The organism is Mycobacterium europaeum (genome assembly GCF_002102155.1).
GTDB lineage: Bacteria > Actinomycetota > Actinomycetes > Mycobacteriales > Mycobacteriaceae > Mycobacterium > Mycobacterium europaeum.
This window is the reverse complement of record NZ_LQOU01000016.1, coordinates 32,225-50,269: the sequence shown is the minus strand read 5'-3', so window position 1 is coordinate 50,269 and position 18,045 is coordinate 32,225. Positions and strand designations below refer to the sequence as shown.

Annotated in this window: 19 protein-coding genes; 8 read left to right on the top strand and 11 right to left on the bottom strand. The window is 69.4% G+C overall.

Features of this window, described 5'->3' with window-relative positions:
* Positions 1-65 precede the first annotated feature (65 nt).
* On the top strand, positions 66-599 hold the full coding sequence (locus tag AWC03_RS08250) for a hypothetical protein (RefSeq protein WP_085240029.1): 534 nt from the start codon (positions 66-68) through the stop codon (positions 597-599).
* A 47-nt stretch (positions 600-646) separates the two neighbouring features.
* On the opposite strand, the gene AWC03_RS08245 is transcribed toward AWC03_RS08250, so the two are convergent.
* From AWC03_RS08245 to AWC03_RS08225, 5 genes are all read right to left on the bottom strand, one after another.
* On the bottom strand, positions 647-994 hold the full coding sequence (locus tag AWC03_RS08245) for a YbaB/EbfC family nucleoid-associated protein (protein ID WP_085240028.1): 348 nt from the start codon (positions 992-994) through the stop codon (positions 647-649).
* A 126-nt stretch (positions 995-1,120) separates the two neighbouring features.
* Positions 1,121-3,046, bottom strand: coding sequence for a 1-deoxy-D-xylulose-5-phosphate synthase (dxs, locus tag AWC03_RS08240; RefSeq protein WP_085240027.1), 1,926 nt, complete (start codon positions 3,044-3,046; stop codon positions 1,121-1,123).
* A gap of 54 nt (positions 3,047-3,100) precedes the next feature.
* Positions 3,101-4,564 (bottom strand): cation:proton antiporter domain-containing protein, encoded by a 1,464-nt coding sequence (locus AWC03_RS08235; protein ID WP_249025843.1) that lies wholly within the window; start codon positions 4,562-4,564, stop codon positions 3,101-3,103.
* Between the two features lie 189 nt (positions 4,565-4,753).
* A complete protein-coding gene (locus tag AWC03_RS08230; RefSeq protein WP_085240025.1) occupies positions 4,754-5,947 on the bottom strand; it encodes a class I SAM-dependent RNA methyltransferase in 1,194 nt (397 codons plus the stop codon).
* A 29-nt stretch (positions 5,948-5,976) separates the two neighbouring features.
* Positions 5,977-7,971 carry an APC family permease gene (locus AWC03_RS08225; RefSeq protein ID WP_085240024.1) on the bottom strand — a complete coding sequence of 665 codons (1,995 nt, stop codon included), beginning with the start codon at positions 7,969-7,971 and terminating at the stop codon, positions 5,977-5,979.
* Positions 7,972-8,101: 130 nt separating this feature from the next.
* On the opposite strand from AWC03_RS08225, the gene AWC03_RS08220 reads away from it, so the two are divergent.
* Both AWC03_RS08220 and AWC03_RS08215 read left to right on the top strand, forming a co-directional pair.
* Complete coding sequence (locus AWC03_RS08220; protein WP_167542764.1) at positions 8,102-8,767, top strand: potassium channel family protein; 666 nt, start codon at positions 8,102-8,104, stop codon at positions 8,765-8,767.
* Positions 8,768-8,779: 12 nt separating this feature from the next.
* Positions 8,780-9,457 (top strand): potassium channel family protein, encoded by a 678-nt coding sequence (locus AWC03_RS08215; RefSeq protein ID WP_085240023.1) that lies wholly within the window; start codon positions 8,780-8,782, stop codon positions 9,455-9,457.
* On the opposite strand, the gene AWC03_RS08210 is transcribed toward AWC03_RS08215, so the two are convergent.
* Both AWC03_RS08210 and AWC03_RS08205 read right to left on the bottom strand, forming a co-directional pair.
* On the bottom strand, positions 9,454-10,089 hold the full coding sequence (locus AWC03_RS08210; protein WP_249025854.1) for a DUF3159 domain-containing protein: 636 nt from the start codon (positions 10,087-10,089) through the stop codon (positions 9,454-9,456). The genes AWC03_RS08215 and AWC03_RS08210 overlap by 4 nt on opposite strands.
* A 74-nt stretch (positions 10,090-10,163) precedes the next feature.
* On the bottom strand, positions 10,164-10,532 hold the full coding sequence (locus AWC03_RS08205) for an OB-fold nucleic acid binding domain-containing protein (protein WP_085240021.1): 369 nt from the start codon (positions 10,530-10,532) through the stop codon (positions 10,164-10,166).
* 137 nt (positions 10,533-10,669) lie between these two features.
* On the opposite strand from AWC03_RS08205, the gene AWC03_RS08200 reads away from it, so the two are divergent.
* Positions 10,670-11,368, top strand: a complete 699-nt coding sequence (locus tag AWC03_RS08200) for a hypothetical protein (protein ID WP_085240020.1) — start codon at positions 10,670-10,672, stop codon at positions 11,366-11,368.
* A 166-nt stretch (positions 11,369-11,534) separates the two neighbouring features.
* Here AWC03_RS08200 and AWC03_RS08195 read toward each other — a convergent pair whose 3' ends face one another.
* Both AWC03_RS08195 and dut read right to left on the bottom strand, forming a co-directional pair.
* Entirely contained in the window at positions 11,535-12,296 is a 762-nt protein-coding gene (locus AWC03_RS08195) for a DUF3710 domain-containing protein (RefSeq protein ID WP_085240019.1), read from the bottom strand.
* A 76-nt stretch (positions 12,297-12,372) separates the two neighbouring features.
* Positions 12,373-12,837 carry a dUTP diphosphatase gene (gene dut, locus AWC03_RS08190; protein ID WP_085240018.1) on the bottom strand — a complete coding sequence of 155 codons (465 nt, stop codon included), beginning with the start codon at positions 12,835-12,837 and terminating at the stop codon, positions 12,373-12,375.
* 25 nt (positions 12,838-12,862) lie between these two features.
* Here dut and AWC03_RS08185 point away from each other — a divergent pair, with 25 nt between their 5' ends.
* Complete coding sequence (locus tag AWC03_RS08185; protein ID WP_085240017.1) at positions 12,863-13,348, top strand: DUF3093 domain-containing protein; 486 nt, start codon at positions 12,863-12,865, stop codon at positions 13,346-13,348.
* A gap of 13 nt (positions 13,349-13,361) precedes the next feature.
* Here the strand turns inward: AWC03_RS08185 and AWC03_RS08180 are convergent, their stop codons facing one another.
* A complete protein-coding gene (locus AWC03_RS08180) occupies positions 13,362-13,664 on the bottom strand; it encodes a DUF4193 domain-containing protein (protein WP_007171590.1) in 303 nt (100 codons plus the stop codon).
* Positions 13,665-13,856: 192 nt separating this feature from the next.
* Here AWC03_RS08180 and cei point away from each other — a divergent pair, with 192 nt between their 5' ends.
* Positions 13,857-14,507 (top strand): envelope integrity protein Cei, encoded by a 651-nt coding sequence (cei, locus tag AWC03_RS08175; protein ID WP_085240016.1) that lies wholly within the window; start codon positions 13,857-13,859, stop codon positions 14,505-14,507.
* Positions 14,508-14,513: 6 nt separating this feature from the next.
* Here cei and AWC03_RS08170 read toward each other — a convergent pair whose 3' ends face one another.
* Positions 14,514-15,392: an inositol monophosphatase family protein gene (locus AWC03_RS08170; RefSeq protein WP_085240015.1), complete on the bottom strand. Its 879-nt coding sequence runs from the start codon at positions 15,390-15,392 to the stop codon at positions 14,514-14,516.
* A 103-nt stretch (positions 15,393-15,495) separates the two neighbouring features.
* Here AWC03_RS08170 and ppgK point away from each other — a divergent pair, with 103 nt between their 5' ends.
* A complete protein-coding gene (ppgK, locus tag AWC03_RS08165) occupies positions 15,496-16,305 on the top strand; it encodes a polyphosphate--glucose phosphotransferase (protein ID WP_085240014.1) in 810 nt (269 codons plus the stop codon).
* A 174-nt stretch (positions 16,306-16,479) separates the two neighbouring features.
* The gene (locus tag AWC03_RS08160; RefSeq protein ID WP_085240013.1) at positions 16,480-17,988 is read left to right on the top strand and encodes an RNA polymerase sigma factor; all 1,509 of its coding nucleotides are present in this window, start codon (positions 16,480-16,482) and stop codon (positions 17,986-17,988) included.
* Positions 17,989-18,045: the final 57 nt, after the last annotated feature.

The window sequence follows — 18,045 nt, the reverse complement described above, 5'->3', positions numbered from 1 at the left end:
GAGAGAGGGACGTCGTGGCGCAGCTTCCGAATGGTAACGAAGACCCCACCGATCTTTTCGCCGCAATGAACTTCGCGCCCACCGGCGACACCGCGGCCGACCGCGAACCCGACGCGCTGACTGCCCTCAGCTTCGCCGCCGCCGAGGACGGTGCCGACGACTCCCCGCTCGAGCCGGCGCCGGAGTACGCGGCCGCCGAGCCCGTAGACACCGCGACCGTACTCGCCGCACAGGCTGGGGCTCCCGAGGAGGACGACGAGGAGGACGTCATCCCGCTGTTCACCGTGACCAACCCGCCCGGGACGGTATCGGTGTCGGCGCTCGGCGACGGCGGAATCGAGCAAGTCGCCCTCTCGGAGAAGGTGGCCAGCATGACCGAAGCCGAACTGGCCGAGGAGATTATTGTGATCGCGCACCTGGCCACCCAGAAGGGGCAGGCGGCCCAGCACGACTTCCTGCTGCAAAACATGCGCGAATTGGGGGCGGATGATCCCGATGCCGTGCGCGACCTCCTGGAGTACGGCATGGAACTCACGTCGCCGGAGCGGGCCGCCGAGACCCAGGCCCACGTGTTCGCCACCCGGTACGCGACCGAATGACGGTTTTGGCCCCGGCAGCGGAACCGTTGCCGCCGTTGGGAGCTCGGCTACGCCAGGCCCAGTGACTCCGTCATCAGCGTGGCGATGCCCGCCAGTGACTCGACGAGCTGCCGATGCTGGGCTTCGTTGGCCGCGTTCACCTCAGCCGCCGCGTTGCGCAGGGCCTCGTTGACGCGTTGCTCGACCGTTTCGGCGCCCAGCCGCAACAGGCCATCCTCGATATGGAGATCGGTGATCCCGTGGCGCCCGTTCAGCGTCACCTCGACGGTCTTGCCTTCGTCTGTGGCGGTGAAGGTTTCGGTGTTGGTTCGGTGCATCTGATCTTCGAGGGCGGACTGGAACCGCTGCCCGAACTCCATGGCCTCGGCCAGCTGCGGGTGCATCCCTGCGGTCATGTGATGTCCTTCGTCCTCGGGTGACGGCATGGCCCACTACCGCTCCCAGTCTAAGGCGAGCTGCGCTGGCTCACGTCACCCATTTTCCGGCCTCGACCTGAGCGTCGCACCGCCGAAGCAGCACGCCTAATCCAGGTGCTCGCGGATCTCCGCCTCGGTGACCGCGCTGCCCAGCGCGGCGACCCAGCCGGTGATGCGGCGGGCCACGTCCTGATCGGTCAGCCCCAGCTCGGCCAGCAGTTCGCCCCGCGAGGCGTGCTCGTAGAACCGCTGAGGCAGGCCGACATCGCGGCACGGCACGTCGATGTCCGCGGCGCGCAGGGCCGCGGACACCGCCGACCCGACGCCGCCGTTGACGCCGTTGTCCTCGCACGTGACGACCAGTTTGTGCCGGGCGGCGAGCTCGAGGACCGCCTCGGAAACCGGTAGCACCCACCGCGGGTCGATCACCGTCACGCCGATCCCCTGGTTGTGCAGCCGCTTGGCGACCTCCAGCGCCATCGGGACGAACGCCCCGACGCCCACCAGCAGCACGTCGTGGTTCAGCCCCTCGGCCGGCACGGCGAGCACGTCGATAGCCGAGGTGCCGGCGCCCCGCCGCTCGATGGCCGGAATGTCTTCGCCCACATCACCTTTGGGGAACCGGAGCGCGGTCGGGCCGTCGTTGACGTCGAGCGCCTCACCGAGTTCCTCGCGCAGCCGGGTGGCGTCGCGCGGCGCGGCCACCCGCATGCCGGGCACGATGCCCAGCATCGACATGTCCCACATGCCGTTGTGGCTCGCGCCGTCCGAGCCGGTGATGCCCGCCCGGTCGAGCACCATGGTGACCGGCAGCTTGTGCAGGGCCACGTCCATCATGATCTGGTCGAAGGCCCGGTTGAGGAACGTCGAATAGATGGCCACCACCGGGTGCATGCCGCCCATCGCCAGGCCGGCCGCCGACGTCAGGGCGTGTTGCTCGGCGATGCCGACGTCGAACAGCCGGTCCGGGAACTGTTGCCCGAACGCGCTCAGCCCGGTGGGGCCGGGCATTGCCGCGGTGATCGCCACGATGTCGCGGCGTTTCCGGGCGTAGCCGATGAGCGCATCGGAGAACGTGGCGGTCCACCCGGGCCCGGCGACCTTGGTGGCCTGCCCGGTGACCGGATCGATGACGCCGCAGGAGTGCATCTGCTCGGCTTCGTCGTCCTCGGCCGGGGCGTAACCCATGCCCTTGCGGGTGACGACGTGCACGATCACCGGCCGGCCGAAGCCGCGCGCGTGGCGCAGCGCCGCCTCCACCGCGCGCTCGTCGTGGCCGTCGACCGGTCCCACGTACTTGAGCCCGAGGTCGGTGAACAGCAGCTGCGGGGACAGCGAGTCCTTGATGCCGGCCTTGACGCTGTGCATGAACCGGTAGGCGAGCTCGCCGAGCAGCGGCATCGAGCGCACCGCGTCGCGGCCCTTCGCCAGCGCCTGCTCGTAGGCCGGCTGCAGCCGCAGGGTGGCCAGGTGATCGGCGACGCCGCCGATCGTCGGCGCATAGCTGCGGCCGTTGTCGTTGACCACGATGATCACCGGGCGCTTCGACGCCGCGATGTTGTTCAGCGCCTCCCAACACATGCCGCCGGTGAGCGCGCCGTCCCCGACCACCGCGACCACGTGCCGGTTGCGGTGACCGGTCAGCTCGAACGCCTTGGCCAGCCCGTCGGCGTACGACAGCGCCGCGCTGGCATGGCTGGACTCCACCCAGTCGTGCTCGCTCTCGGCGCGCGACGGATAGCCCGACAGCCCGCCCTTCTTGCGCAGGCCCTCGAAATCCTGCGCGCGCCCGGTCAGCATCTTGTGGACGTACGCCTGATGGCCGGTGTCGAAGATGATCGGGTCGTGCGGCGAGTCGAACACCCGATGCAGCGCGAGGGTCAGTTCGACCACCCCGAGGTTGGGCCCGAGATGCCCACCCGTGGCCGCGACCTTGTGGATCAGGAACTCGCGAATCTCGGCGGCGAGTTCACGCAGCTGTTGTTGGGACAGGTGTTGCAGGTCAGCGGGCCCGCGAATCTGTTCCAGCATCCCGATAGTCTACGCAGCGAGCGCCGGAACAACAGGGAGCCGGAGGTCGCCGGCCTACGGGGGCCCGAAAAGCTCGACCAGGGTGTCGTGCAGCTCGGGTTCCGCCAGCACGACGACCTCGTCGCCGGCCTCAAGTTCGGTGTTCCCTCGCACCGGCACCAGGCCGGTGGTGCGGACCACGATGCTCACCCAGATGTCGCCGACACGGTCACTGAGCCCCTCTACCGTGCACCCCTCGGCGGCGGACCCCTTGGCGACGCTGAGGCGATGGACCCCCTCCGGTTCGTCCGCGAGCCGCACCCCTATCTCCCACGGCTGGGTCTCCACCGTGCGCATGGGCAGCCGCAACAGATTCGCGACGCCGGGCACCGAGCTGCCCTGCACCAGAACCGAGAAGATCACGACGACGACCACGATGCCGTAGAGGCGTTCGGCGTTGGGAACGTGCGCGGCCCGCAGCAACTCGCCGAGCAGAATCGGCACCGCCCCTTTGAGGCCGGCGAACAGGATGAAGAGGCGCTCGTTTCGCTCGAGTTGCACGCCAAGCAGGCAGGCGCTCACCGCCAGCGGGCGAATCAGCACCGTCAGCCCCGCGCCGAGAGCGAGCCCGGGTATCCACACGTCGGGGTGGGTCAGCACGTTGAGGTCGACGGTCAGACCCAGCACGACGAACGCGACGATTTCGGCCAGACCGGCCAGGGCGGCGTGGAATCGCTTGATCTCGGGCTTGTAGGGCGCGCGCGCGTCACCGATCACGATGCCGGCGACGAACACCGCCAGAAATCCCGACCCGTGCGCAAGCGTGGCGATGCCGTACAGCATCAGGCTCGAGGCCAGCGTTCGCAGCGGGTAGAGGCCTTCGCTCGGCAGCGCGACGCGGCGCATGAAGACGAGCAGGGCGCGGCCGCCGATCACCCCCACGGCCAGGCCGATCGCCATCTGCAGAGCGAATTGGGTTCCGACGCTGGCGAATCCGGCTGTACTGAGGCCACCGGCGGCGATCAGGCTGGACATCAACGAGATGCCGACCGGATCGTTGGCGCCGGACTCGCCCTCCAGGATGGTGCTGCTGCGGCCCCTGATTTCGCGTTTGCCCAGGACCGAGAACACCACGGCCGGATCGGTGGGAGCCACCGCGGTTGCGACGAGCACCGCGGGAAACCAGCTGATTCCGCAGGCGTAATGCAGCACCAAGGCGGCGCCGGCGGCGGTGAGGCCGGTGCCCAGGACGCCGACCGACAGGATGGGGGCAACCGCCCTGCGGAACCGGGCAGGCCCGATATGCATCCCGCCGTCGAACAGCACCAGCACCAGCGCGACGGTGATGACCTGTTGCACGATCCGCTCGGTCGGTGGCTGCACCGCCGGTACCGAGTGCACCACCGCTGCCGTTCCGACGAGCACGAGCAGGGGCACGGGGACCTTGACCCGCTCGGTCAGACGGTTCGCCAGCACCGCGACCAGACCGACCGCGCTGGAGAACAAGATGATGAGCGCGAACCGAAGATCGTCGTTCACGATTGCGGCACCCGGAGACGGGACGGCGTCTTGGCGGTAGGCACTCATGCCTTTCGGTTGGTCGACAGGGACATCGAGGACATCGCCGACCAGACTTCCCGGCACACCGCGACGGAGTCTATCGGCTCCCGCCAAACATCACCGGCGAACGCGTAGCGATGACGGCGGTCTGGTCGCCCGATGACGCCGCTACACCCGGGTCAGCAGGGCGACGCATTCGGTGTGATGGGTGAGCGGGAACGCGTCGAACACCTTGATCTTTTCGACGGCATAGCCGTGGCGGAGGTAGAGGCCGATGTCGCGCGCGAAAGACGCTGCCTCGCAACCGATGTGCACCACCCTCGGCACGGCGGCGGCGGCCAGTTGGTCGATGATCTCGCGCCCGGCGCCCGCCCGCGGCGGATCCAGCACGGCCACGTCGGCGCCCGCCCGTTGCGTGCCCAGCACCCGCCGCACCGAGTCGGTGACGACGTGCACCTGTGGCAGGTCGTCCAGCGCGACGCGGGCGGCGCGCGTGGCCGCGCGCGAGGTGTCGACGGACAGCACCCGCCCGGACTCCCCGACCGCGGCGCCGAGCGCGGCGGCGAAGACGCCCGCGCCGCCGTAGAGGTCCCAGGCGGTCATGCCGGGACCGGGCTGCGCCCATTCGGCGACCAGCCGGCTGTACACCGCCGCCGCGCCGCGATGCGCCTGCCAGAAGGCGGTCACCGGGATCTGCCAGCTGCGCCCGCCCACCCGCTGCACGGCCTCGTAGCGGCCCTCCACCACCTTGGTCGCCGTCTTCCTGCCCTGCCGCAGGGTGCGCACCACGTGGCGCGCACCGTCATCGTCGACGGCGACGTGCAATTGGGCGGTCGGCGGCCACGGGGAGTCGGCGAGCCCGTCGAGCATGCCGGCCGGCAACTGCGCGCAGCGCAGATCGGTCACCAGCTGGTCGCTGTGATACCGGTGAAACCCGGGGCGCCCGTCGGCGCCGACATCGAGCCGGACGCGGGTGCGCCAGCCCGTCGGCCCCGAGTCCGACAGGGGTTCGGCCGCACCGTCCCAGCGGTGTCCGCCCAGTCGCTCCAGCTGGTTGGCGACGACCTGCGCCTTGAGCGCGCGGGCCGCCTCCGGGGCGGCGAAGGCCAAATCGCAACACCCGGCGCCGTCCACCCCGGCGATGGGGCACAACGACTCGATGCGGTCCGCCGACGGCTCGAGCACCTCGACAACCTCGGCGTGCCAATAAGATCCGCGGTCGGCGATGACCCGGGCCCGCACCCGCTCGCCCGGCAGCGCGTAGCGGACGAACACCACGCGCCCCTCGTGGTGCGCGACGCAGCTGCCGCCGTTGGCCGGGGCGCCGGTGACCAACGTCAGCTCATCGCACGGCGGCAGCACCCCGTGAGGCGGGCCTGGTGATCCGCGAGTCAATCGAAGATTCCCCGGCGAGCGTCACCCGGTGCCGCATGCGGCTGCAGCGCCTGCAGCCGCTCCGACGAAGTCAGTTGCCACGGAACAGAAGTCACCATCACGTTGGGCATGAACAACAGCCGGCCCTTGAGCCGCAGCGCGCTCTGGTTGTGCAGCAACTGCTCCCACCAGTGGCCCACCACGTACTCGGGGATGAACACGGTGACCACGGTGCGCGGCGACTCTTTGCTGACCCGCTTGACGTACTCGAGGATGGGGCGGGTGATTTCGCGGTAGGGCGAGGCGATGACCTTGAGCGGCACACTGATGTCGCTCTCTTCCCATTGGTGCACCAACTCGCGGGTCTCCCCCTCGTCGACGCTGACCGTGAGCGCCTCGAGCGCGTCCGGACGGGTAGCGCGGGCGTACGCCAGGGCGCGCAGCGTCGGCAGATGCAACTTGGACACCAGCACCAGGGCGTGATTGCGGCTGGGCAACACCACGTCGTGCTGGGCGGCGGCCTGCTCCTCCAGCTCCCGGCTGACGGTGCCGTAGTGCCGGTGAATCATCTTCATCATCACGAACAGCAAGCCCATGGCGAACAGCGCGATCCACGCGCCGGCGAGGAATTTCGTGACCAGGACGACCAGCAAAACCGCGCCGGTGGAAAGCAATCCGACGGTGTTGACGACCCGGGAACGCATCATCTTGCGCCGCGCCCGTGGGTCGGTCTCGGTGCGCAGCAACCGGGTCCAGTGCCGCACCATGCCGATCTGGCTCAACGTGAACGAAATGAACACGCCGACGATGTAGAGCTGGATCAGGGCGGTGACCTCGGCGTGGAACGCGATGATCGCCAACAGGGCCGCCCCGGACAGGAACAGGATTCCGTTGGAGAACGCCAACCGGTCCCCGCGGGTGTGCAGCTGGCGCGGCAGGTAGCTGTGCTGCGCCAGCACCGAACCGAGCACCGGGAAGCCGTTGAACGCGGTGTTGGCCGCCAGCACCAGGATGAGGGCGGTCACCGTGGCGATCAGCAGGAAGCCGATGTGGAAGCTGCCGAACACCGTTTCCGCCAGCTGGGTGACCAGGGTCTTCTGGTAGTAGCCCGGCGGGGTGCCGGTCAGTTGCCTGGCCGGATCCTCGACCAGCTGAACCCGGATCTGCTGGGCCAGCACGATGATGCCCATCAGCAGGGCCACCGCGATCCCGCCCAGCATCAGCAGCGTGGTCGCCGCGTTGCGCGACTTGGGCTTCTCGAACGCCGGGACCCCATTGCTGATCGCCTCCACACCGGTCAGCGCCGCGCAACCCGACGAAAACGACCGCGCCACCAGAAACGCCAGCGCGAAGCCGACGACCTGGCCGTGCTCCGCGTGCATCTGGAAGCCGGCCGACTCCGCCCGCAGCGGATTACCCAGCACGAAGATCCGGAACAGCCCCCAGCCGATCATCACGAACACGCCGACGATGAACGCATACGTGGGGATCGCGAACGCCACCCCCGACTCGCGGATGCCGCGCAGGTTCAACGCCATCACCAGCAGGATCGAGGCCACACAGAACCACACCTTGTGCTCGGCCACCAGCGGGATGGCCGAGCCGATGTTCGCCATCGCCGACGCCGTCGAAACGGCCACGGTGAGAACGTAATCGACCATCAGCGCGCTGGCCACCACCAGGCCGGCCGTCCCGCCCAGGTTGGTGGTGACCACCTCGTAGTCGCCCCCTCCGGACGGGTAGGCATGCACGTTCTGCCGGTAGCTGGCCACCACGACCAGCATCACCGCGGCCACGGCCAGCCCGATCCAGGGCGTCAGCGCGTAGGCGCTGACGCCGGCCACCGAGAGCATCAGGAAGACTTCCTCGGGTGCGTAGGCCACCGACGACAACGCATCGGAGGCGAACACCGGCAAGGCGATCCGCTTGGGCAGCAGGGTGTGACTGAGCCGGTCGCTGCGAAAGGGCCGGCCAATTAGCAACCGACGCGTTGCGGTTGAAAGTTTGGACACGAGAGCCAAGAGTAAGCCCACAAGGGTTTGGCGGTAGCTTCGTAGGCGAGAATGTTTGCCGACGCGAAATCGGCTGGCCGACGTGGGTTGCCGATTTCAGAACACAGGGCGCAGCCGAGAGGATCGGAAAGTGCGAGTAGTGGTGATGGGCTGCGGCCGCGTCGGTTCCTCGGTGGCCGACGGGCTATCGCGGATCGGCCACGACGTCGCGGTCATCGACCGCGACAGCACCGCGTTCAACCGGCTCAGCCCGGAGTACGCCGGCGAGCGGGTGCTGGGCCAGGGATTCGACCGGGACGTGCTGCTGCGAGCCGGCATCGAGGAGGCGGACGCGTTCGCCGCCGTGTCATCCGGGGATAACTCGAACATCATCTCGGCGCGGCTGGCCCGCGAGACCTTCGGCGTCAAGCGCGTCGTCGCCAGGATCTACGACGCCAAGCGCGCCGAGGTCTACGAACGCCTCGGCATCCCGACCATCGCCACCGTGCCCTGGACCACCGACCGCCTCCTCAACGCGCTGCTGCGGGAAACCGAGACCGCCAAATGGCGGGACCCGACCGGCACGGTGGCCGTCTCCGAGGTCGTCCTGCACGAGGAGTGGATCGGGCATCGGGTCACCGATCTCGAACAGGCCACCGGCGCCCGCGTCGCGTTCCTGATCCGGTTCGGCACCGGCGTCCTGCCGGAACCGAAGACGGTGATCCAGGCCGGCGATCAGGTCTACGTCGCCGCGATCTCCGGCCGCGCCGCCGAGGCCGTGGCCATCGCGGCCCTGCCACCCAGTGAAGATTCGTAAGGAGCGGCGAAAATGAAGGTAGCTGTCGCCGGGGCCGGCGCGGTGGGCCGCTCCGTCAGCCGCGAACTCATCGGCAACGGCCACGACGTGACACTCATCGAGCGCAACCCGGACCACGTCGACGTGGACGCCATCCCCGCCGCCCACTGGCGGCTCGGCGACGCCTGCGAGCTGAGCCTGCTGGAGTCGGTGCACCTGCACGAGTTCGACGTGGTGGTGGCCGCGACCGGCGACGACAAAGCCAACGTCGTGCTCAGCCTGCTGGCCAAGACCGAGTTCGCGGTGCCCCGCGTGGTGGCCCGGGTCAACGACCCGCGCAACGAATGGTTGTTCACCGACGCCTGGGGCGTGGACGTGGCGGTGTCGACCCCACGGATGCTGGCCTCGCTCATCGAAGAGGCCGTCGCCGTCGGTGATCTGGTGCGCCTCATGGAGTTTCGCAGGGGGCAGGCCAACCTCGTCGAGATCACCCTTCCCGATGACACCCCCTGGGGCGGCAAGCCGGTGCGTCGACTGCAGCTGCCCCGCGACGCCGCGCTGGTCACCATCCTGCGCGGCCCCAGGGTGATCGTGCCCGAGGCGGACGAGCCGCTGGAGGGCGGCGACGAGTTGCTCTTCGTCGCGGTCGCCGAGGCCGAAGAGGACCTGCGCAAGCTGCTGCTGCCGGACGGCCCGGCGCTGACCGACTAGTCGGGGCCGGCCTCGACCCCGACGCCGGCGTCACCGGTCGCGGACATGGCCCGCAGCGCGGACTTGATCGCCAAATACGTCGCCAGCGCGGCCGCCACGGTCAGCGGCCACCCCATCGCGATGCGCGCGACGGCCAGCCAACCGGTCCGGTTGGCGTCGTAGAGCATGCCCTGCACGACGAATCGGGCGGCGAAGACGAGCACCCAGCATCCCGAGGCGATGTCGAAGGCGTAGACGGCCCGGGGGACATCGCGCCAGCCCTGACCGCGCCCGGTCGCCCAGCTCCACACGTAACCGACCAGCGGGCGGCGGATGACGACCGAGACCGCGACGACCACCGCCCACAGCAACGACATCCAGATGCCCACCAGGAAATAACCCTTGGACTCCCCCATGACGTAGGCGACGAGGCCGCAGATGCCGACGCCGAAGAATCCGGAGAATGCCGGCTGCGGGGATTCCCGCCGAATCAACCGCCACACCAGGACCAGTGCGGCCGCCGCGAGCGCGGACACGATCGCCGCGAACAAGCCCGACACCGACGAAGCAATGACGAAGATCACAACGGGCAGCGACGAATAGATGACTCCGCTGACCCCACCCGCCTGCCGGATCAGACGTTCCACCGTGATGCGGTCGACGGTCGCGCGGTCGGGCGAGCCCGACTCGTGGGCTTCCGCACCCGCCCCCGGATCACCGGGTCGTGTCACCGCTGAATTTCGTAGTGCGGGTTGTAGATGGCCTTGCTGCCGTTCTCCAACGTGCCCAGCCGGCCCCGCACCCGCAGCTTGCGGCCGGAGTCGATGCCGGGTATCCGGCGCTGCCCCAACCAGACCAGGGTCACGGTGTCGCTGCCGTCGAAAAGCTCGGCGCGGACACCGCCCGCGCAGGCCTTGCCGTTACATTCCACGCTGCGCAGCGTGCCGATCATCGTGACCTCTTGGCCGCGCTCGCAATCGATCGCCCGTTGCGCGCCGGCGCTCTCTACCTCGTCGGACAACTCTTCGGAGTCGCGTTGCTCCGGAGCCTCCGTCAATCGGCGGCTGAGCCGGCGCAGATATCCCTGGGCCCCCATGGCCCCTCCTGACAATGCTGATAAGCCTTGGCGCTTCCATTTATGCCAACGGACACCGTAGACCCCTTGGTTCCCCCGCGCCAACCCAATCAAACGTCGTGTTGGAGCGCAGGTGAACACCGGGGCACTATCTGGGGGTGGCTGTGGATCTGCGGGGTGTCACCATCGTGTTGTTGCCCGGTACGGGCTCCGACGACGACTACATTCGCCGGGCCTTTTCCGGTCCGCTGCGTGACGCCGGCGCCGTGTTGGTGGCGCCGCCGCCCCACCCGGACCGGTTGATCGACGGCTACCTGTCCGCGTTGGATGCCGCCGCGCAAACGGGCCCGATCGCGGTCGGCGGCGTGTCGATCGGCGCGGCGGTGGCGGTCGCCTGGGCTCTGGCCCACCCGGACAAGGCGGTCGCGGTGCTGGCCGCGCTGCCGGCCTGGGCCGGTGCGCCCGAGGCGGCGCCCGCGGCCCTCGCGGCGCGCCACACCGCATCGCAGCTGCGCGCCGACGGACTGGCGACGACCACCGGCCAGATGCGGGCGTCGAGCCCGCCATGGCTGGCCGACGAGCTGGCGCGGTCGTGGCGCGCCCAGTGGCCCCAATTGCCCGACGCCATGGACGAGGCCGCCGCCTACGTGGCGCCGACCCGAGCGGAGTTGGCCGGGCTCGCGGCCCCGCTGGCCGTGGCGGCCGCCGTCGATGACCCCATCCATCCGCTGCGGGTGGGCGTGGAGTGGGTCGACGCCGCGCCGCGAGCGGCGCTGCGGACGGTGACGCTTGACGAGATCGGCTCGGATCCGGCCGCGCTGGGCGCGGCGTGCCTGGCCGCCCTCGCCGAGGCTTGATGGTGGCGACCCGCAGCGCCCGGCTACGCCGCGCTCGCGATCACCACGAGGCTTGATGGTGGCGACCCGCAGCGCCCGGCTACGCCGCGCTCGCGACCACCACGAGGCTTGATGGTGGCGACCCGCAGCGCCCGGCTACGCCGCGCTCGCGATCACCACGAGTCCACTAGCCCCCGGTGGTGGTGCGCAGCTGCTGCATGGCCGAGCCCTCGGCGCTGCGCCGCGCCGCCGGCTCGTTGGCCCCTTCCTGCTCCGCTTGTTGCGCCTGGGCTTGCTGGGCGGCCGCGGCTTCCCGCAATTGCTGCGCCATGGCCTCGGGCAGCTGCACCGTCAACGGCGTGCGCACCGGAAGCGGTGTGTCACCGCGGCGAACCACGGTGTCCGCCAACGCGGCTCGCGCCTCCTGCTCGAGCGCTTCCATGGTCTCGTGCGGGCCGTTGATGACGCAGCGGATCATCCAGCGGTAACCGTCGACCCCGATGAAGCGCACCGCGCCGGACGCGGAGCCGACGACCTCGCGGCCCCAGGGTCCGTCCTTGATGCTGACTTGGGCCGAGTCCCTGCGCAACGATTCGGCGAGCTCGCCGGCGACTTCGCGCCACAGTCCGCCCGTCTTCGGTGCCGCGTAGGCGGCGATGGTGAAGCGGCCGTTGGGCGTGACCACCCACACGGCGCTGGGAACGCCCGTCTCGGTCAGTTCGACCTGCAGCTGACCCGCCTCCGGCATGGGAATGAGCACCGACCCCAGGTCCAGGCGCGCCAGCTCGGCGACCGACGGGTCGTCGAAATCGTCGATGTCGAACGGTCCCTCGAGTTCTTCGACCTCGTCGGAGGCCACGTCGCCGGGCGACGTGACGATGTCGCCGGCCGGGCCGGCCGCGGTCTCGTCCTTGTCGTCTTTGCGTGCGCGCTTACCGAATCCAGCCATCAGCGCCGCCCTCCCCCGCAAGCGGGTGATTCCCCCACCTCATCGCGGACTCCTCTCTGCATGGTCGCCGGCGCGCTCACAAACTCGCATGTCCGCCGGAGGAACCGTGGCCACCATCGCCACGGGAGGTTTCGGCCAGGCCCGCCTCGTCGAACGACGACACCTCGACCAGCTCGACCAGCTCGACCCGCTGCACGAGCAGCTGGGCGATGCGGTCGCCGCGATGCACCACGATGGGCTCGGCCGGATCCAGATTGATCAGCGCGACCTTGATCTCGCCGCGATAGCCGGCGTCGATTGTGCCCGGACTGTTGACGATCGAAAGCCCCACGCGCGAAGCCAATCCCGAACGCGGGTGAATCAGGCCGACCATTCCGAAGGGAATCGCGACGGCCACGCCCGTGCGCACCAGGGCGCGTCGTCCCGGCTCCAGCTTGAGGTCTTCCGCGCTGTAGAGATCGACGCCGGCGTCGCCCTGATGGGCGCGCGTGGGCAGTGGCAGCTCGGGATCGAGGCGAACGATGGCCAGACTGGTCGACACGGGGCCACAGATTACCCTTGACTGCGTGTCCGGTACGCGCGTCGCACCGCACAGCGTGCGATATCGCGAACGACTGTGGGTGCCATGGTGGTGGTGGCCGCTGGGCTTCGGCCTGGCGGGGCTCATCGCTTTCGAAGTCAACATGGGTGTCGCCCCCCGGCCGTCCTGGCTGCCGTACGCGACGCTTTTCGCGGTGGCGGCCGGCACGCTGTTGTGGCTGGGCCGCATCGAGATCCGGGTGACCGCCGACCCGAGCGCCCCGGGCGGGGTGGAGCTATGGGCCGGCGAGGCGCACCTGCCGGTCACCGCGATCGCCCGCTCCGCCGTGGTGGAGCCGCCGGCCAAGTCCGCCGCGTTGGGCCGCCAGCTCGACCCGGCGGCCTACGTGCTGCATCGGGCATGGGTCGGGCCGATGGTCCTGGTGGTACTCGACGATCCGGACGACCCGACGCCGTACTGGCTGGTGAGTTGCCGCCATCCCGAGCGGGTGCTGTCGGCATTGCGAAGCTGACCTGCGAAAACGGTCAAGCCGCGCAGTCGGTACAGATCATCAGGCCGTTCTTCTCGCTGGCCAGCCGGCTGCGGTGTTGCACCAGAAAACAGCTCGAGCAGGTGAACTCGTCAGCCTGCTTCGGGATGACACGCACCGACAGTTCTTCCCCGGACAGGTCGGCGCCAGGCAACTCGAAAGACTCAGCGGTCTCGGATTCGTCGACGTCGACGACGGCCGACGCCGCCTCGTTGCGTCGTGCTTTGAGCTCCTCCAGCGAGTCCTCCGAGACGTCGTCGGTCTCGGTGCGCCGTGGAGCGTCGTAGTCGGTAGGCATACCTGTTCCCCTGCCCTGTTGCCTCTTCATGCCTCTAATGCCAGGCATCGCTTTGTACCAGCGTCGAACGCATCCACCAAATGATTCGTGCCCGTATCGCGGCCCATTAACGTGTGATTTACGTCACAGCACCATTGTGGGCCTTGCGTTCGCCTTTGAACAGTGCGTTTACCGTGCGACTAGAGTGCACCTGTGGTCGCACAAATCACCGAGGGTACCGCCTTTGACAAGCACGGTCGGCCCTTTCGGCGCCGCAACCCCCGGCCCGCGATCGTCGTGGTGGTCTTCCTCGTCGTGGCGACGGCCGTGGCGTGGACCATCGCGCTGACCCGGCCGGCGAAGGTGCACGAGGTCGCGGTCTGCAACCCGCCGCCGAAAGCGACCGGATCGGCGCCCGCCCAGCTCGGTGAGCAGGTGTCGCGAAGCGCGATGATGGACGTCACGCCCGCCAAGCTCAGCGACACCAAGGTCCGCGTGCTCAACGCCAGCGGCCGCGGCGGACAGGCCGGCGACGTCGCCGGCGCGCTGAAAGACCTCGGGTTTGCTCAGCCGACCGCCGCCAACGATCCCCTCTATACCGGCACCCGGCTCACCTGCGAGGGCCAGATCCGGTTCGGCACGGCCGGACAGGCCACCGCGGCAGCGGTTTGGCTGGTCGCGCCCTGCATGGAGCTGTTCAACGACAGCCGCGCCGACGACTCCGTCGACCTGGCGCTGGGGACGGACTTCACCGCACTGGCCCACAACGACGACATCGACGCCGTGCTGGCCACTCTGCGCCCCGGTGCCACCGAGCCGTCCGACCCCGCGCTGCTCACCAAGATCCACTCCAGCAGCTGCTGACGCGGCTCAGTCGAGAATCGGGTCCAGGCCGTCGATTTCGTCCAGGGCGGCCAGCAGCTGCTCGGCGATCCCCGGCGCGGCGGCCAGCACCAGCCCCGCGCCGTCGATCTCCGGCGGCGGCAGGAAGACCCGGGCCCCCGCCTCGGCCGCGATCAGCGCCCCCGCGGCGCAATCCCATGGCTGCAGGCCGTGCTCGTAGAACGCGTCGAGCCGGCCCGCCGCGACCATGCACAGATCCAGGGCCGCCGAACCGATGCGCCGAACGTCGCGCACCACCGGCAGCAACCGCGCCAGCAAGTCGGCCTGCGCCGCCCGGCGCTGGCGTGCGTAACCGAAACCGGTGCCCAGCAACGCCATCGACAGGTCGTCCACCGTGGCGCACCGCAACGGCCTAACCCCGTTCTGGTCGATGACGTGCGCGCCCAGTCCGGTCGCCGCGGAGTAGACAAGGTCGCCGACGACGTCGGCGACCGCGCCCGCGACCGACACGCCGCCCACTTGCACACCGATCGACACCGCGTACGCCGGAATGCCGTAGACGAAGTTCACCGTGCCGTCGATGGGGTCGAGCACCCAGGTGACCGCGTCCGCGGGCGTGCCCGCGGGATCGGTCGGCCCGCCGCCCTCCTCGCCCAGAATCGGGTCACCGGGCCGTAATTCGGCCAGCCGGTCCCGCAGCAGGTGCTCGGTCTCGGTGTCGACGACGGTCACCGGATCGGTGGGGGTGGTCTTCGACCGCACCGCGCCGTCGCCGGAAAGTTTCGACCCCGCCGCGGCTTCGCCGAACACCTCGGCCCGGCGACGCCGCACGAACGCGGCGGCTTCCGTGGCCAACGTCTCGGCGACCGTGCGCAGCCGGGCGGGGTCGTCATCAGCTCGGGTCACCGGTCTATCGCATCACAGCCGCCACGGCCCCGCAGATGCCCCGTGGCCACACCGGCGCCGGGCTAAGGTGGGCGCACAGTCCAAGTCACGCGCAGGAGCTTCGATGACCAGCACCGACTCGACCACGGAAACGCCCGGCACCGGCACCGCCGTCGGCACCCCACAGCGTCGGGGATTCGGCGTCGATGTCGGCGGCAGCGGCATCAAGGGCGGCATCGTCGACATGGACACCGGGCAGCTCATCGGCGAACGGTTCAAGCTGTTGACCCCGCAACCGGCGACGCCGCAGGCGGTCGCCAAGACCATCGCCGAGGTCGTCAACGCGTTCGGCTGGACCGGCCCGCTCGGCGTCACCTATCCCGGGGTCGTGACCCACGGCGTCGTCCAGACGGCCGCCAACGTCGACAAGTCGTGGATCGGCACCAACGCGCGCGAGATCATCAGCGGCATGCTGGACGGGCAGGACGTCACGGTGCTGAACGACGCGGACGCCGCCGGGCTGGCCGAGGAGCACTACGGGGCCGGCAGGAACCAGTCCGGCCTGGTCGTCCTGCTGACCTTCGGCACCGGAATCGGCTCCGCGGTCATCCACAACGGCACCTTGATACCCAACACCGAGCTGGGGCATCTCGAGGTCGGCGGCAAAGAGGCCGAGCAGCGGGCGGCGTCGTCGGTCAAGGAGAAGAACAACTGGAGCTACGAAAAGTGGACCGCGCAGGTCACCCGGGTGCTGGTAGCCATCGAGAACGCGATGTGGCCGGACCTGTTCATCGCCGGCGGCGGCATCAGCCGCAAGGCCGACAAGTGGCTACCGCTGCTCGGGAACCGCACCCCGGTGGTGGCTGCGGCCCTGCTCAACACGGCCGGGATCGTCGGCGCGGCGATGGCCTCCACCTCCGACGTGACCCACTGATTTTCCCCGGCAGAGCCGTTCGACGGCCCGCTGTCGTTACAATGGTCATCGGCGACCGCCCGAACGACAGCGTGCAAACACGAACGCTGATCCAACGCCGACATCGACATAGCAGACACTTTCGGTTCACCATGCCCTTACCCACCGAAGGTGAGCCCAAACGAAGGGGTGTAAGTGGCAGCGACCAAGGCCAGCCCGGCAACCGACGCGCCGGCGAAACGGACCGCCACCAAGTCTCCGTCCTCCCCCGCTAAGCGCCCGGCGGCCAAGGCCGCCAATGGCGCTGCCCCCGCCAAACGCGCCGCGAAGGCGCCGGGACGGACCACCAAGGCCGAAGGCGAGGCCGGCGCCGAGCTGAAGAAGACCCGCGCCGCCAAGGCCCCGTCGGGCCGTGGGACCAAAGCGGCCAAGGGCGCCCCGGGCGATGCCGACGTGGAGCTGGAGGTCGTCGAGGACCTCGACGACACCGAAATCGACGCCGAGCCCGGCGAGGATCTCGAGATCGACGCCGGCGACCTGAGCCTGGACGACCTGGAAGACGACGTCGCGGCGGACGGTGAGGACGCCGACATCGAGCCGGCCGACGCCGACGACAGCGAAGAAGAGGGAGCCGCCCCGGCCGCCGCGGCCGGCGAGGCCGCCGACGCCGAGGACGAGGAGATCGCCGAGCCCTCCGAGAAGGACAAGGCGTCCGGTGATTTCGTCTGGGACGAGGACGAGTCCGAGGCGCTGCGTCAGGCGCGCAAGGACGCCGAGCTCACCGCGTCGGCGGACTCGGTCCGGGCCTACCTCAAGCAGATCGGCAAGGTGGCGCTGCTCAACGCCGAGGAAGAGGTCGAGCTGGCGAAGCGGATCGAGGCCGGCCTGTACGCGACGCAGTTGATGGCCGAGATGGCCGAGCGGGGCGACAAGCTGCCCGCCGCGCAGCGCCGCGACATGATGTGGATCTGCCGCGACGGGGACCGCGCGAAAAACCACCTGCTGGAAGCCAACCTGCGCCTGGTGGTGTCGCTGGCCAAGCGCTACACCGGCCGCGGCATGGCCTTCCTCGACCTGATCCAGGAAGGCAACCTGGGCCTGATCCGCGCGGTGGAGAAGTTCGACTACACCAAGGGCTACAAGTTCTCCACGTACGCCACGTGGTGGATCCGCCAGGCCATCACCCGCGCCATGGCCGACCAGGCCCGCACCATCCGCATCCCGGTGCACATGGTCGAGGTCATCAACAAGCTGGGCCGCATCCAGCGCGAGCTGCTGCAGGACCTGGGCCGCGAGCCCACGCCTGAAGAGCTGGCCAAGGAGATGGACATCACGCCCGAAAAGGTGCTGGAGATCCAGCAATACGCCCGCGAGCCGATCTCGCTGGACCAGACCATCGGCGACGAGGGCGACAGCCAACTCGGCGACTTCATCGAGGACAGCGAGGCCGTGGTGGCCGTCGACGCGGTGTCGTTCACCCTGCTGCAGGACCAGCTGCAGTCGGTGCTGGAGACGCTGTCCGAGCGGGAGGCCGGCGTGGTGCGGCTGCGCTTCGGCCTCACCGACGGCCAGCCCCGCACCCTCGACGAGATCGGCCAGGTCTACGGCGTCACCCGCGAGCGCATCCGTCAGATCGAGTCCAAGACGATGTCGAAGCTGCGCCACCCCAGCCGTTCCCAGGTGTTGCGCGACTACCTCGACTAAGCGCGTTTCGCGCGTCCTCTCCGGAGGCGTTGCGGCGTTGCTGCGCAAGGATTTCCG